This is a genomic window from Candidatus Rokuibacteriota bacterium, from assembly GCA_016188005.1.
Classification (GTDB): domain Bacteria; phylum Methylomirabilota; class Methylomirabilia; order Rokubacteriales; family CSP1-6; genus UBA12499.
On the sequence record JACPIQ010000033.1, the window covers coordinates 15,308 to 30,386 of the forward strand.

The 15,079-nt window shown below is 68.6% G+C and carries 13 protein-coding genes and 1 pseudogene; 4 read left to right on the top strand and 10 right to left on the bottom strand.

Annotation, left to right across the window (positions count from 1 at the left end; all coding sequences use genetic code 11):
• Positions 1-40: 40 nt before the first annotated feature.
• The 3 genes and pseudogenes from HYV93_07530 (at position 41) to HYV93_07540 (ending at position 2,142) form a co-directional block, all read left to right on the top strand.
• Positions 41-1,135 (top strand): annotated as a pseudogene (locus tag HYV93_07530) (acyl-CoA dehydrogenase family protein).
• Positions 1,136-1,145: 10 nt separating this feature from the next.
• Entirely contained in the window at positions 1,146-1,862 is a 717-nt protein-coding gene (locus HYV93_07535) for a TetR/AcrR family transcriptional regulator (GenBank protein ID MBI2525821.1), read from the top strand.
• A gap of 112 nt (positions 1,863-1,974) precedes the next feature.
• On the top strand, positions 1,975-2,142 hold the full coding sequence (locus tag HYV93_07540; GenBank protein MBI2525822.1) for a hypothetical protein: 168 nt from the start codon (positions 1,975-1,977) through the stop codon (positions 2,140-2,142).
• Positions 2,143-2,219: 77 nt separating this feature from the next.
• On the opposite strand, the gene HYV93_07545 is transcribed toward HYV93_07540, so the two are convergent.
• The 8 genes from HYV93_07545 to HYV93_07580 all read right to left on the bottom strand — a co-directional run bounded on the left by HYV93_07545 (position 2,220) and on the right by HYV93_07580 (position 13,603).
• Positions 2,220-3,329: a tellurite resistance/C4-dicarboxylate transporter family protein gene (locus HYV93_07545; protein ID MBI2525823.1), complete on the bottom strand. Its 1,110-nt coding sequence runs from the start codon at positions 3,327-3,329 to the stop codon at positions 2,220-2,222.
• Complete coding sequence (locus HYV93_07550) at positions 3,326-4,849, bottom strand: NarK/NasA family nitrate transporter (protein MBI2525824.1); 1,524 nt, start codon at positions 4,847-4,849, stop codon at positions 3,326-3,328. The genes HYV93_07545 and HYV93_07550 overlap by 4 nt, the downstream gene beginning before the upstream one ends.
• Before the next feature lie 145 nt (positions 4,850-4,994).
• On the bottom strand, positions 4,995-5,669 hold the full coding sequence (gene narI / locus HYV93_07555) for a respiratory nitrate reductase subunit gamma (protein MBI2525825.1): 675 nt from the start codon (positions 5,667-5,669) through the stop codon (positions 4,995-4,997).
• Positions 5,670-5,689: 20 nt separating this feature from the next.
• A complete protein-coding gene (locus HYV93_07560; protein ID MBI2525826.1) occupies positions 5,690-6,391 on the bottom strand; it encodes a molecular chaperone TorD family protein in 702 nt (233 codons plus the stop codon).
• A gap of 2 nt (positions 6,392-6,393) precedes the next feature.
• Entirely contained in the window at positions 6,394-7,902 is a 1,509-nt protein-coding gene (narH, locus tag HYV93_07565) for a nitrate reductase subunit beta (GenBank protein MBI2525827.1), read from the bottom strand.
• Between the two features lie 52 nt (positions 7,903-7,954).
• Positions 7,955-11,599, bottom strand: coding sequence for a nitrate reductase subunit alpha (locus HYV93_07570; GenBank protein ID MBI2525828.1), 3,645 nt, complete (start codon positions 11,597-11,599; stop codon positions 7,955-7,957).
• Between the two features lie 40 nt (positions 11,600-11,639).
• Complete coding sequence (locus tag HYV93_07575) at positions 11,640-12,440, bottom strand: cytochrome c (GenBank protein MBI2525829.1); 801 nt, start codon at positions 12,438-12,440, stop codon at positions 11,640-11,642.
• A gap of 710 nt (positions 12,441-13,150) precedes the next feature.
• Complete coding sequence (locus tag HYV93_07580; protein MBI2525830.1) at positions 13,151-13,603, bottom strand: Rrf2 family transcriptional regulator; 453 nt, start codon at positions 13,601-13,603, stop codon at positions 13,151-13,153.
• Between the two features lie 99 nt (positions 13,604-13,702).
• Here HYV93_07580 and HYV93_07585 point away from each other — a divergent pair, with 99 nt between their 5' ends.
• Positions 13,703-14,086: a hypothetical protein gene (locus HYV93_07585; GenBank protein MBI2525831.1), complete on the top strand. Its 384-nt coding sequence runs from the start codon at positions 13,703-13,705 to the stop codon at positions 14,084-14,086.
• Here HYV93_07585 and HYV93_07590 read toward each other — a convergent pair.
• Together HYV93_07590 and HYV93_07595 are read right to left on the bottom strand one after the other, a co-directional pair.
• Positions 13,992-14,297 (bottom strand): metal-sulfur cluster assembly factor, encoded by a 306-nt coding sequence (locus tag HYV93_07590; protein ID MBI2525832.1) that lies wholly within the window; start codon positions 14,295-14,297, stop codon positions 13,992-13,994. The two genes, HYV93_07585 and HYV93_07590, sit on opposite strands and share 95 nt — an antisense overlap.
• A 3-nt stretch (positions 14,298-14,300) precedes the next feature.
• A partial coding sequence (locus HYV93_07595; protein MBI2525833.1) for a hypothetical protein occupies positions 14,301-15,079 on the bottom strand: 779 nt, incomplete at its 5' end.

Sequence of the window (15,079 nt, forward strand, 5' to 3'; positions counted from 1 at the left end):
GTTCGCGTTCACCCCCGAGCAGGAGGCGTTCCGGCGGGCCGTGGTGGAGTTCTGCCGGCGCGAGATCGAGCCCATCGCCGCCCGCTGCGACGAGCGGGGCGAGTACCCGCTGCATCTCTTCAGGACCATGGGCGCCCTCGGCTATCTCGGCGTGAAGTTCCCGGTGGAGTACGGCGGCGCCGGCGAGGGCAACGTGACCTACGCGATCCTGGCCGAGGAGCTGGGGCGCGCCTCGGCCGGCATCGCGCTCGGCGTCTACGTCCACGTGGCCCTGGCGCTCACCGCCATCTCCGTCTTCGGCACGTCCGCGCAGAAGGAGCGCTATCTCAGGCCGGGAATCGCCGGCGAGCAGATCGGGGCCTGGGCCTTCGCGGAGGCCGCGGCCGGCTCCGATCCGGCCTCCATCGTGACGCGCGCCGAGAAGGTGGAGGGCGGCTACCGCATCACCGGGACCAAGCTGTTCACCACCAACGGCCCCTTCGCGGACTTCGTGGTGGTCACGGTCTCGACGGCGCCGGGGCAGGGGATCAAGGGGCTCTCGCTCCTCATCGTGGACCGCGACACCCCGGGCTTCACCGTGGCGCGGCGGATCGAGACGGTGGGAATGCGCGCCGCGCAGACGGCCGAGCTCGTCTTCGACGGCTGCGTGGTCCCGCCTGATGCCCTCCTGGGCGAGGAGCATCGCGGGGCCGCGGCGGCCATGCAGACACTGACGCTGGGCCGCATCACCGCCGCGGCCTATGCCCTGGGCGTGGGCCGGGCGGCGCTCGAGGCGACGCTCGGGCATGTCGGGCGGCGCCAGCAATTCGGCCAGCCCGTGGGGAAGTTCCAGGGCGTGCAGTGGATGCTGGCCGACATGGCGACGGCGCTCGAGGCCTCGCGGCTGCTCACCTACCAGGCCGCCTGGCTCGCCGACCGGGGGCTGCCGCATATCAAGGAAGCCTCGATGGCCAAGCTCTTCGCCACCGAGACCGCGACGCGCGCGGCCGGGGATGCGCTCCAGCTCCACGGCGGCTATGGCTACGTCATGGAGTCGCCCGTCCAGCGCCTCTACCGCGACGTGAAGCTCTTCGAGATCGGCGAGGGCACCTCCCAGATCCACCGCAACATCATCGCCCGCGCGCTGGGGCTGTGAGGGGGGCGGGGTGAGCACGCAGCGGCGGCGGGAGCGCGAGCGGCTCGCGCGGCGCGAGCAGATCGTCGAGGCCGCGAAGGAGGTCTTCGGCGAGAAGGGCTTCATGGCCGCGACGGCCGAGGAGATCGCGCGCCGGGCGGAAGTCGCCGTCGGGACGCTGTACCTGTACTTCAAGAGCAAGGAGGAGATGTACGTCTCGCTCCTCTTCGAGGGCCTGGACCTCTTCCGCCAGGAGCTGGAGCGGATCCAGGGCCTGTCGCTCGCCCCCGACGAGAAGCTCCGCGCCTTCTGGGACTTCCTCTACACCTTCTACGCGCGCTACCCCGCCTACTACCGGATCATCAGCTTCCTGCATGCCGGAGAGCTGCGCGAGGCCGTCTCGAGAGACCTCCTGGAGGAGGTGAACCGGCGCACCGGTCGCAACTTCAGCCTGGCCGCGCGCATCGTCCGTCAGGGGATGATGGCGGGTCTCTACCGGACTGGCAATCCCCGCGAGGTGGTGGACTTTCTCTGGGCGCTGCTCAACGGGCTCGTCCAGCTCATGGAGATCCGCCGCAACCTGGGTCTCGCCGTGGGGGACCTGGCCGAGCTGCACAGGAACGCCTTCACCCTCATCGAGCAGGGGCTGAGGCCGCCGCGCGGGAGCGCGCCGGGAAGCCGGCCACGGCCCGCGGCGCGGCCGGTCAAGCCGGCGCGGCCGGCCAAGGCTTCCCGCGCGCGCCGCTGACGCGGTGGAGCGCGAGGCCTGCGGAGCACAGGCAGCATGGAGGGTGTGTGGCGAGGTGGCGAGGCCGGGCCGCCGGCGGCCCTGGCCCTGGCGGGGGGCGGAGCGACGTGACATGACCGTCCCTTCTCGGAGGACCCGCACAGCAGCTACAGGAGCCGCGGGCACAGCGCGGCGGGAGGTCATCAACACAGGCGTCATCCTCTCTCCCAGCGCCCGCGTCGAGCCCATGTCGCTCGACCGCTTCATCACGGAGGTCCTCGACCAGGAGTTCCGTCCCTGACGGCAGCGCCTCGCCCCGCCCGGGCCGCCTCGGGCGCTGTACCCCACCAGGGGCGCGCGGCTCAGGACTGACGAGAGTCACTCCCGCGGGCAGTCGCGCACGCGCTCGCCAAGCTTGCCCCCGTGCGATCGGGTTCCCGGGAGGGACACCAGCACTCGCGCCACGGAGCGCACGAGCCCGAAGAACACGACTGCCCAGGCCAGCAGCGCGACGTAGACGAAGACGCGCGGAATGACCTCCAGGAATCTCAGCTCTTCCATGGCCTGCGCCGCCTGGTGCGTGGCCACCGTGTACATCCCGAGCGGAAACACCGCTCCCCAGTACAGCGGATCGTAGGCCAGCGGGAACTTCTTGTAGGCGTGCCTCCACACCGCCAGGATGACCAGCATCGGGATCCACCAGGTGCCCGTGGCCCAGAAGAAGATCGTGAAACCCTTCAGAAAGGGCAGCATGCTGTTCAAGAATGGGGCGTGCGGCGTGTTGCCGATCAGGATCGCGCCGGCGAGCGTCGAGATCGCCATGGCGCCCATGTTGATCCAGTACGGCGGTGTCAGGTCGTCCGCCGAGAACTTGAAGAACGTGTAGCGATAGAAGATCAGCGAGATCATCCAGATGTAGAGCATGCCCCCCCACAGCCACATCGCCAGCGCAAAGAAGTTCACGATGATCTTGTGCGGCCCGAACGTCCAGGACAGCTGCGCGCTCAAGACGGCCACCGACTGGGTCGCCACGATGGCCAGGAGCCATGCCCCGCTGATCCCTTCCGCCAGCGAGGGCTTGTTCTCCTTGATCGTGAGGCCCGTGAAGATGGCGTAGGTCAAGCCGACCCACAGGAGGATGCCCCATCCCCACAGGAAGGTTGCGGCCCGATAGCCTTCACAGATGACGATGAACTGGCTGCCGACCACGCACGTTCCGGCCACAACGGCGAAGAAGCCCGGCCCCTGCCGATGATCCATCAAGTCCCGCCGGACCAGGTCGGGGTACGAGATCGCGCGCGCGATCGTCAAGATCCAGAGCAGCGCGTAGGCCCCGATGTTGAACCAGAACATGGGCACGGCGACGAGCCTCATCCCCAGCAGGTTCGCGGCGATCGACACGATGCCCGTGCCCATGACGAGCGCGAAACCCCCTGGCTGGAGGTCTCTCAGCGCCTGCCTGAAATTCGTGCCGGCGGAGCCCGTCATGACGGGGCCGCTTCAATGTGGCGCGCGAGGTCGGGCGCCTGGCGGCGCATCACGCGGCGGACGACCAGGTGCATCCACACGAGACAGGCGAGCGACACGAGGGCCAGGAGCATCCAGCATGTCGTCCAGATCCCGGTCGCCTGCAGCAGGTAGCCGAAGAGCAGCGGGTTGAAGAATCCGCCGAGGCCTCCGATGACGCCTACGAGCCCGCCCACGACGCCCACGCTTCCGGGGAAGTAGGTGGCGATGTGCTTGAAGACGGCGGCGGATCCCATGCCCATCGTGATGCCCACGAGCAGCACGAGACCGGTGAAGACCCCCACGTTCGCCTGGAAATAGACGCGCGTGATCCCGCGGGCCAGAAGTTGCCCCTTGATCACCGTGTCACCGACCTGGACCGCGGGCTCCTGCCAGAACGACGCGGTCGGAAGGAAGATGACACCCTGGGACAGGTCGTCACCGTGGATGCCGAGACGAACGCGGACGTCGTGCTGCTCGACCGGCCGGGCAAGCCTGTATTGCTCCTCGCCGACCACGATGCGCTCCGAAGAGACGAACACGACCGCTCCGGGACGATCGGCCAGGATGCCCTGTCCGGGCGACTGGATCTCCATTCGCGGAGGGAAGAGGAGGATCAAGAGGATGAGACTGCTGCCGAGCGTGCCGTACATCACGGTGCGGGCTCCCCACCTGTCGGAGAGCCAGCCGCCGAAGGTGCGGGTCAGGCCGGCGGGCAGGCTGAAAACCGCCGTCAGCACGCCGGCCGTGCCGATCGACAGGAAGTAGACGTTGACGTAATAGGGGATGAGCCACTGGGACAGGGCGACAAAGCTCCCGAAGAACAGGAAATAGTACAGCCCGAAGCGCCACACCCGCACAGACGTGAGCGGCCCGAGGCGCTGGCGGAGCGGCAGCGCCTGAGCCTGGTCGGCCTTCTTCGAGACGCTGAGCAGCCAGAAGAGAGCGGCGGTGACGACGAGAAGGGCGGCATAGAGCTTCGGCAGCGTGCGCCAGCCGTCCAGGTACGCGGCCTCGTGGGTGATCCGCCTCAGGAGGACCGGAGCGGCCATGCTGGTAAGGGCCGCCCCGGCGTTGCCCATGCCGAACACCCCGAGCACCGTCCCTTGCTGCTCCTTTCGAAACCAGACGGACGTGTACGCCACACCCACTGCGAAGGAAGCGCCGCACAGGCCGAAGCCAAGGCTCGCCACGACGAAGTGCATGTAGCGGTCGGCGGCGCTGACGAGGTACAGCGGGATCGCTGATACCAGCATCAGAGCGGTGAAGACGACGCGCCCTCCAAGCCTGTCGGTCAGGATGCCCACCGGCAGACGCATGAGGGCGCCTGTCAGAACCGGAGCGCCGATCAGGAACCCCATCTGCGCCTTGTCCCAGGGATAGACGCGATGGTCGACGAGAAAGGTCACGAGCACGCCGTTCATCACCCAGGCGGCAAAGCAGACCGTGAACGCCAGGGTGTTGATGGTCAGGACTCTGACGGCACGGGCTTGCTCTGACACCGAGGCGGCTCTCCCGAGGGTCGCTGCGTCGCCTCCCTACGTGGCGGGCGCGTGCGGGCGGTTGACGTGCGTCGAGTTCACGTGGCGCGCGGCGGGTGGTCAGCGGTCGCCCGCCGCAGGCTCCGCCCGCGGCCCCGCGAGGTCGCTATCGAGCCGGCCGTCGATTCCAGATCACCACCTGCCACGGCCGCCACAGGTAGCTGAGCGGGAACACCACGAGGTGCACCAGGCGGGTGAACGGGAAGATCGCGATCAGCAGGAAGCCCCCCAGCATGTGCAGCTTGACGACCCAGGGGAGTGCGGTGACGTACTGGATCTGCGGATTCACTGTCGCGAGCGAGATCAGCCACGGGACCGCCGTGTGCAGGTACCAGTCCGAGCCCCAGCGGTACACGAGCGCCACCCAGAACCCGAGGGCGACCTGGAGCAGGAGGACCACGAGGAGCGCCCAGTCGGCAGCCGACGTGACGGCTCGCGCGCGATCGTCGTGGAGGCGCCGCACGGTCAGCACGACCAGCCCGAGCAGCGCCAGCAACCCAAGTCCGAGCCCGGTCACCTCGAGCACGTAGAGACGGACCGGCGCCCCGATGAGCGCGGCCCAGAACCCGGGGAACACCAGCGCCAGGATATGGGCCAGGAGAACGGTGAGGATCCCGTAGTGCCACGGCACCGATCCCCAGAACAGGGCCCGGTTCTCGAGGAACTGAGAGGATAGGCTCGAGTAGGTGAAGCGACTGCCGAAGTATCGCGTGAGCCCCACCAGCACGGCGAGGACGACGGCCACGTACGGGAACGCGCCGAACAGGACCACATCGAACATCGGCCGACCCTCCTTTTCGGCTACGGGGCCACGGACGGCCGTGAGACCCCGGCCGGGCACGCGGCGGGCCCTGCGGCGACCGGCGCGGGGGGCTCCTGAAGCGCGAGGCGGAGCGCCCGCAACAGCCCTCGATAGGCCTGGCGGCCCGGGGGCTCATCGGGCGGGGGGGCCTCGCCGGGCGGGGGTCCCTCGTCCGATGCGCGCCCGTCGTCGGACATGGAATCCTCGCCGGATGGGCCCCCGTCTTCGGGCGCGGCCCCGGCCTTCGATCTCCCGAGCATGCGGTCCAGGGCCGGAACGAGCGCGTCGGTGATCAGCTCTTCCGCGAAGTCGGCGTCCTCGCTCGCGGCGAGAAGGCCCATGAGCGCCGCCACGTGATCGGGCAGCTCGCTGCCGAGGTCGAGCCCGCAGGCCCGGTACTGCTCTTTCAGGCGGACGAGAAACACGCTGCGCTTGTAGCTCTCGCCGAACAGGTGGTAGCCGACGTAGGGGTAGCCTGCGCCGCCAAGGTCGAAGGCCGAGGTGTAGGCCTCCTCGAGGGTACCCCGAGGTGTCTCTCCGGCGAACGCTGCAAAGGCCTCCACCAGCCTGGCGGCCGCCGGGCTGCGCCCCGCAAGCTCGGCCGCGCACGCGCGGGCGGCAAGCCCCACGCCCCCACCGGGGTAGGAGAGCATCTCGGCGAACGCCCGACACACCTCGCGATCGGCGAACCCGGGGGCCACGGCTACCATCCCCGCGCAGGCGGCTTGCGGAGGCCGAACCCGCCCTCGCGCTTGTGGGTGAAGGGCGTCGTGATGCTCTCGATGGCCGATTCCCTGGCGAGTGGCGGGATGACGAATCGCTCGTCGAAGGTCGGCATCGCCGTCAGGCGGAAGATGGCCTCGACCTCCTCTGGTGTGGTCCGGCCCTGTGCGAGCGCCGCCGTCACGTTCTCCTCCGGCACGTCCTTGGCGCTCCGCGCACGCTTGTAGATCCGGACCGCGATCATCTTCCGGTAGACGGCCGCGACCACCTCCTCGTTGCCCGCGGCGAACAGGCCGGCCATGTAGCGCAGCGGAACCCGCGCCCGCTCAAGCGAGCTGAGGAGAGGCGCCAGGCCCCGCTCGGCCGCGCCGGCGACATCGTAGTGTCCATCCTTGACCTTCGCCACGACCGGCAGCATCGGCGGAACATAGAACAGCATCGGGAGCGTGCGGAACTCGGGGTGGAGGGGCAGGGCCAGCTTCCACCGCTTGACGAACTTGTACACCGGCGACTTCTGCGCCGAATCGATCATCGCGTCGGAGATGCCGGACGCCGTCGCCGCCTCGATGGTGCGCCGATCGAAGGGGTCCTGAATGATCTCGCGGTGTCGGTCCACCAGCTCCCGCTCGGGCGCCGACGCGGTCTCCGGGATGCGATCGGCATCGTAGAGCAGGACGCCCAGATAGCGGATGCGTCCGACACACGAGTGGAAGCAGGCGGGCGCCTGGCCGCTTTCCAGGCGCGGATAGCACAGGATGCACTTCTCCGACTTCCCGGTCGACCAGTTGAAGTAGGTCTTCTTGTACGGACACCCCGAGACGCACATGCGCCAGGCGCGGCACTTCTCCTGGCTGAGGAGCACGATGCCGTCCTCACCGCGCTTGTACACGGCCCCGGCCGGGCATGCGGCGACGCAGCCCGGGTTCAGACAGTGGTTGCAGATGCGCGGCAGGTAGAAGAACACGACCCGCTCGATCTCGTTCAGCTGCTGCCGCTCCTCCTCCGTGATCCCCGCGAGATTCGGGTCGTTCCGTGCGTAGACGGGCGACCCGCCGAGGTCGTCGTCCCAGTTGGGCCCGGCCTCGATCTCCATGGGCTTGCCGGTGATCAAGGAGATGGCGCGCGCGGTCGGCTGGTCGTCCCCCTCGGGGGCCGAGAACAGGTGCTCGTAGTCGTAGGTCCACGGCTCGTAGTAGTCGTCCACGGTCGGCAGGTACGGGTTGAAGAAGATGTTCGCCAGCCCGCCCAGGCGCCCGTGGAGCTTCAGCCGCAGCTCCTCGCCCTGCTTCTCCCAGCCCCCCTTGTATCGCTGCTGGTCCTCCCAGAGGGTCGGGTAGCCGGTGCCCGGCTTGGTTTCCACGTTGTTCCACCACATGTACTCGGTGCCCTTGCGGTCGGTCCAGATGTTCTTGCACGCGATGCTGCACGTGTGGCAGCCGATGCACTTGTCCAGGTGGAAGACCATCGACACCTGCGCACGGATGTTCATGTCCGCGGCTCCTTCTCTCCTGTCGCCAGATCGGCCCGCACCGAGGCGCGCCTCACCACTCCAGCCTTTCCAGCTTGCGCACCACCGCGTAGGTGTCGCGCGTGAGGATGCCGATCGGGCCCCAGTAGTTGAAGCCGTACGTGAACTGCGCGTAGCCGCCGGCCAGCTCGACGGGGTTGATGCGCGTCCGGGTGAGGCTGTTGTGCCCGCCGGCCCGCCGCCCGCCTCGCACCTGCGACTTGGGGATGTAGATCGTGCGCTCGACGGCGTGGTAGTAGAGGCACGTCCCCGGCTGCACCCGGGAGCTGACGGCCGTGCGGGTGACGACGACGCCGTTGTCGTTGTAGACCTCGACCCAGTCGTTGTCCTCCAGACCGATCCGGTCGGCGTCCTTGTCGTTGATCCAGATCGGATCCATCCCGCGCGAAAGCGTCAGCATCCGGTGGTTGTCCTTGTACGTCGAGTGGATGTTCCACTTCCCGTGCGGGGTGATGTAGTTGAGCACCAGGCACTGGGCGTCGACCGGGCTCCCCACGATGTCTCCGGTCTTCCGGGGATCGAGCTTCGGCTTGAACGTCGGCAGGTGCTCACCGAAATCGAGATACCAGGGGTGATCGACGTAGAAGTGCTGCCGGCCCGTCAGCGTGCGCCAGGGGACGAGCCGCTCCACGTTCAGGCACCAGGCGGCGTAGGCGCGCCCGTCGTTCACCATGCCGCTCCAGCAGGGGCTGATGAGGGTGCGGCGCACCTGGCGCGTGATGTCCCCGAAGTTCATGCGCACGCCCCGCCCCGTCTCGGCCAGGTCCGCCAGCGGCAGGCCCACCCGCTCCTCCTCGTGCTTGAAGGCGGCGTGCGACACCTCGCCGTTGGTCTCGGGGGCGAGATGGAGCACGGCGTTGGCCGCGTCCAGCGCGTCTTCGAGACTCGGGTACTTCTGCCCGCCCCACTCCACGCAGCGCATGTGACGGGGATCCGGCGATCCACCCACGGGGTTCTTCAAGAGCTCGTCATAGAAGGGCGCGACGGGGATCTGCACCCCATTCCCACTGACGCCGTCCTCGCGGATCTTCGGGCCCAGAGAGATGAAGCGCTGGTACAGGGCGGCGTAATCGCGCTCCACCACCTGCAGGTGGGGCATCGTCTTCCCGGGGACGGGCTCGCACTCCCCGGCCCGCCAGTCGCGGGGCTCGGACTGCGCGAGCTCGTCGGGGGTGTCGTGCATCAGCGGAAAGGCGACCAGGTCCGTGACCGGCGCGGGAAAGACCGTCGGCGCCAGCTCGCTCACCTTCCTCGCGAAGGCCTTGAAGATCTCCCAGTCCGTCTTCGACTCCCACACGGGTGGCACTGCAGCGCCCAGCGGGTGGACGAAGGAGTGCAGGTCGGTGGTGTTCAGGTCGTTCTTCTCGTACCAGAACGCGGACGGGAGCACGATGTCGGAGTACAATGCCGAGCTGTCCATCCGGAAGTTGAGGTCGACGACCAGATCCATCTTGCCCCGCGGCGCGGGCTCGCGGAACGTGACCGTCTTGACCTTCCCCCTGGCCTGCTCCTCGGCGATGGCGTTGTCGTGCGTGCCCAGGTAGTGGCGCAGGAAGAACTCATGCCCCTTGGCGCTGGACTGGATGGCGTTCCCCCGCCAGATGATCCACACACGCGGCCAGTTCTCCGGCGCGTCGGGGTCGTCGACCGCGAACCGTGTCTTGCCGTCCTTCAGCCGCCCGACGGTCCACCGGATGACATCGTCCGCGGTCCTGGCGCCGGCGGCCGAGGCCTTTCGCACCAGATCCAGCGGGTTGCCGTCGAACTGGGGGTAGTAGGGCATCCACCCGAGCCGCACGGCCATGGCCTCGAGGTCCAGCGCGTGGCCCTTCGCCCAGCGGGTGCGGGGCGGGATCGGCGCGTAGTCGGTGAACTCGCCCTCGTAGCGCCACTGGTCGCTGTTGACATAGTGCCAGGTCGGCGTCTGCTGGCGCCGCGGCGGCTTCACCCAGTCCAGGGCGAAGGCGAGGCTCGTCCAGGGGGCCACGAGCGTGAGCTTCTCCTGGCCGACGTAGTGGTTCATGCCGCCGCCGTTGACCCCGCAGCAGCCGCACAGCATGAGCGCCGTGATGGGCGCCCGGTAGGCGAGGTTGTTGTTGTACCAGTGGTTGATGCTCGCGCCGATGATGATCATCGAGCGCCCCTGGGTCGCCTCGGCGTTGGCGGCGAACTCGCGGGCCAGGCGAATGACGGTGTCGCGGCCGATGCCCGTGTACTGCTCTTGCCAGGCCGGCGTGTAGGGCGCCATCTGGTCGTAGCTCGCGGGGTACTCGCCGGGCAACCCGCGGCCCACGCCGAACTGCGCCATCAGCAGGTCGAAGGCGGTCGCGACGGGCACCCGGCCCTCGCTCGTCTCCACGTAGCGGACCGGCACCCCGCGGAGAGCTCCCTTGGCCGAGGCGAACTCGTAGAAGGAGACCTGGAGCACGTCCTCCTGCTGGCCGAGGAAGCTCAGCATGGGGTCGATGGGGCTGTCATCCAGCCCATCTTCCATCTTGAGATTCCACTTCCCCTTCTCGCGGCTCCACCGGAAGCCCACGGTGCCCTTGGGCATGCGCGGCTCGCCGCTCCTCCGGTCGTAGACCAGCAGCTTCCAGTCGCCGTTCTCGACGTCCTGGTAGCGCGGCAGGCGGCCGGCGCGCAGCAGGCGCCCGGGGCGGTAGCCGCGCTCATCCTGCTCGAGGACGACCAGGAAGGGGCCGTCGCTGTAGCGCGTGAGGTAGTCCACGAAGTACGGCACCTGCCGCTCGGCGTGGAACTCCTTGAGGATGACGTGGTTGACCGCCATCCACAGCGCGGTGTCCTGCCCGGCCTGGATCGGGATCCACCAGTCGGAGTACTTGGCCACCTGGCTGAGGTCCGGAGCGATGACGACGAACTTGGCCCCTTCGTGGCGCGCCTCCGCGACGAAGTGAACGTCGGGGGTGCGCGTCATGTTGAGGTTCGCGCCCATGGAGATGATGTACTTCGAGTTGTACCAGTCCGCGCTCTCGCAGACGTCCGTCTGATCGCCCCAGATCTCCGGAAACGCGTTGGGGAGATCGGCGTACCAGTCGTAGAAGCTCATGTTGACGCCCCCGAACAGCTGCAAGAAGCGGGAGCCGGCGGCGTACGAGAGGTAGGACATGGCCGGGATGGGGGAGAAGCCGAACACGCGATCGGGCCCCCACTTCCTCGCCGTGTACAGGCACGAGGCGGCAACGATCTCCAGGACCTCGTCCCACGCGGCGCGCCGGAAGCCCCCCTTGCCGCGGGCGCGATGGTACCGCGCCCGCTTCACCTCGTCCTCGACGATGGAGCCCCAGGCCTCCACCGGGTTCGCGTGCCGCGCCCTCGCCTCGCGCCAGAGATCCATGAGGGCGCCCCGCACGTACGGATACTTCACCCGGATAGGGCTGTACACGTACCAGGATGCCGAGATCCCCCGCTGGCACCCGCGCGGCTCGTAGGGCGGGAGATTCGACTCCAGGAGCGGGTAGTCGGTCTGCTGCATCTCCCAGGTGATGATGCCGTCCTTGACGTGGATCGCCCACGAGCAGCCGCCAGTGCAGTTGACCCCGTGCGTGCTGCGGACGACGTTGTCGTGCTGCCACCGGTTCCGGTAGAACTCCTCCCACTGCCGGCCCCGGGGGTTCACGAGATCCTGGATCCAGCCCATGGTCACGCCCTCCGCGGCGCTGCCATCGCGCGCTTGCTCGTCACCGATTCGTCAACGGGGTCGCCCGGCGCGCCGGCCGCGTCCCTTCGACCATGCGCCGCCGCACGCCCGTGAGGCGTCGGCGCCAGGACAGGTGCACGATGCCGGCGAGCACGGCGGCTCCCGCAATCGCCAGCACCGTCAGCTGGCCCACCGCCGCCGGGGAGCGCTCGATGACCGCCGCCTGCGCCATGAACGTTCGCAGGTGTGCCTGCTCCTCGACGGTGAGCGGGCGGCGCCCGAAGATGGGACTCATCGTCGGGAAGGGGATGGCCGCCAGGACGGAGGCCAGACCCGCGTCGCCACCGTACTTCGAGAGGGCGAGCGTCAGGTCCGGGCCGAGGGCCCCGCCGCCGAGCGCCCCGATCCCGGCGATGCTGTGGCAGGCCATGCACGGGGGGCCACCGGCCTGGAGCCGGCGGGTGCCCATGAACAGCTCCTTGCCAACCGCGGGATTTCCCGCTACCAGCGGGGCCGCGCCCGCCCGCGCGCCTCCCGGGCCCCCGCCGGCGGGCGCGGCCTCCAGGTAGGCGACGAGCGCCGCCGACTGCTCGCCGGTGAGCCCCTGATTGGGCATCGGCACGCTCCTGTACTTCGCGAGGAGCTCCGTGGCGATCGGGTCCTTCTCCGCGAGCACCCTGTCCGGGGCCGAGATCCAGCGCGTCAGCCAGGCACGGTCGCGGCGGGAGGTCACGCCGGCCAGGTCGGGGCCGACTCGGTCACCCTGGCCGATCGTGTGGCAGGCGGTGCATTTCTCCTGGAACAGCCCCCGGCCCTGCTCCACCTGCTGTCCGAATGCCACAGCCGCACCTCCGCCGATGACTCCCGCAACGAGCAGCATGGCGAGGCCTCGCGGAACCAGAACACCTCTCATGGGCGCACCTCTCGCCTTCTCGCGCTCAGCCATGAACCGATGGGTGGGGCCAGGGGGCCCGCCCCCCTCCGTCGCGGACGCCGACGCGATCTGCTCCAGCGTGGTCTGTTCGAGGGTGCGCCGGAGCATCGGCTTGCGTACTCGCTTTCGCGGTTGAGTCTCACAAGAGTCAAAAGACCGCTCAGGTCTACTGACATCTGAGGCCCGATCTCTCATGGACTCAATAGGAAGGGCGGCTCATTTTTGTGGGCCATGCGGCCGAGGGACGGGGGTCGGTGGACGCCATATCATGACGCCCGTCATATCCTGCCCGGGTCGCGTCGACGATCGTCAGCCTGGACCGGCGGACGAGACTGCCTCCGGGTGGCTACAGGACGTCTTCAGCGGTTTTGTGGATCGCTGCCATCACGCCTCAGGAGGAACAGCACCTGTTACCGGCGCCGCCGGGTCACGGGACCCGGACGGGCGGCGGACCTCCGGGTGTCGTGCTCTGCGAGCATGCGGAGCGCGACATCGTCCTCCCGGTCGCCCTCGACGCGCTGGAGCGCCGCGTTGCGGGGCCGGGAGCCCACGAACTGATCCTCAAGGTCTGGCCGAGCTGGAGCGAAGAAGGACCGGCGGCTTCACGCCCCGACGCGCTAGCGCCGTCGGGCCGTGAGCCTCGAGGCCCGGGGACTCCGTCGGGGCGTCGTCGCGGCGACCTGCGCGAGCGTGATGCCCTCCAGGATCTCCTTGAGCGTCGGTCGCAGCTTCTCGCCCCACTGGCGGTGGACGAGGCACGGATGCTGCGGGTCGCACCGCGAGGGCCAGAACGCGCATCGCTCGAACAGGCCCGGGCCCTCGATTGCCTCGATGATCTCGCGCATCGTGACGCTTTTCGCCGGCCGCATGAGCGAGTAGCCCCGAACCAGCCCGCGATGAGAGCGGACCAGGTGTTGCCGGCGAAGCTTCAGAAAGATCTTGGCAAGGAAGCGCGCGGGGAGATCTCCGGCTTCGGCAATCTCCTGAAGGAGCATCACGGTGCCGGGCGGCCGGTTGGCCAGGACCCGCAGTCCTTCCAACCCGTATTCACTCTCTCGGCTGAGTCGCATGTGGGTCACAGGGCGAGCTGAGTCGCTCCGTTCATGCTGGACGAAGCGGGGCTCCCGCGTCCATGAGGCAAACGTCTCATTGTCCTGGAAGTTGGCCGCGTGAAGGCGTCGCTCATCGACGCCACGACGGCCGGGGTCTTCGCGAACGCTGACGCCGTCGGGCTCGGGGGCATGGAGAGCCCCGAGGCCCTCGAGGCGGTCCGCGAGCTGCACCGCCGCCGCGAGCAGATCCGGGCGGTGGCGGGGGTCCGGATGGGCCTCGCGGTGAGCTCCGATCAGGCGACCCGCCATTCCCCTTCGATCCATCTATTGTCTTACGAGCCCTTAGCGGCGATGGGCGTCAGGCTTCCGCTGGTGCACTGTTGCTGGCGCAACGCAAGTCTGACCCCTACGATCGCCACCCCAGCGTTTCTTTGGCCGCCGGGCTCATCAGCTCGGGGGTCCAGGGCGGGTCCCACACGAGCTCCACGGGAACCGCCTTAACCCCGTCGAGCTTCCGGAGCGCCCGCTCCACCTCTTGAGCCAGGAAGTCCCCGACCGGGCAACCCGGCGACGTCGTCGTCATCCTCACACGGACGGTCCCGGCATCGATCGCAACCTCATAGACGAGCCCCAGGTTGACGACGTCCACGGGGATCTCCGGATCGTAGACCTGCTTCAAGGCCTCGAGGGTCTCCTCCTCGCTCGGACCCATCACTCACGCCTCCCAGCCGAGTCTCACGGCCCGAATACTATTGACCAAGAAGAGAAGAATCGCCAGGACATTGGCGAAGCCGCTCCACGCCGGCGCGCCGAGCGCGAAGCCGAGATCGCCGCATACCCGCGCCAGCACCGAGAGGTGGAGCAGCCCGAGATGCGCGTAGAAGGCGGGACGAAACGGCAGGGCGATCCCGAGAACGGACGGAAGGATGATTGGCGCGTGGCCGAAGATCATGGAAAAGACAAACCCCAGAAAGATGGAATGGAGCATGGCGTCATAGAACGGGCCGGCTGTGAACCGATCCGCGAAGCGGAACCACAGCAGGCCGCCGACTCCGAGCCAGACGTAGCCCGGGAGCAGGCAGAGCGCCATGTAGCGCGGGAGACCAGCCTGGCGGACCGTGCGCCAGGCGATGTCGTTCCGCAGGAGCCAGACACCCAGTGCCACGAGGCCGATCCCGGCGAGCCGCACGCCGAACTCGGGGGCGGAGAGGCCGGCCAGGAGGCCCAACAGGAACAGCCCGCCCGCCGCGACAAACCCAGCCCGACTCCAGGCCCCGAGGCACATCAGGCGCGAGATCTCCAGGCGCTCGCCGGCAATGGTCAGAACCAGGAAGCCGATCCACCACGGGGCCACCCGATAGAGCGGCTCGCCCCGATGCCAGAGCAGCGTTCCCGCGAGCCAGCTCGCGGCGCCGAGCCCCATGGCGGCCAGATAGAGCGTCGGATGCTGGCGGAAGAGCACCACGAAGATCGCGACCAGGACCACACTCCCCG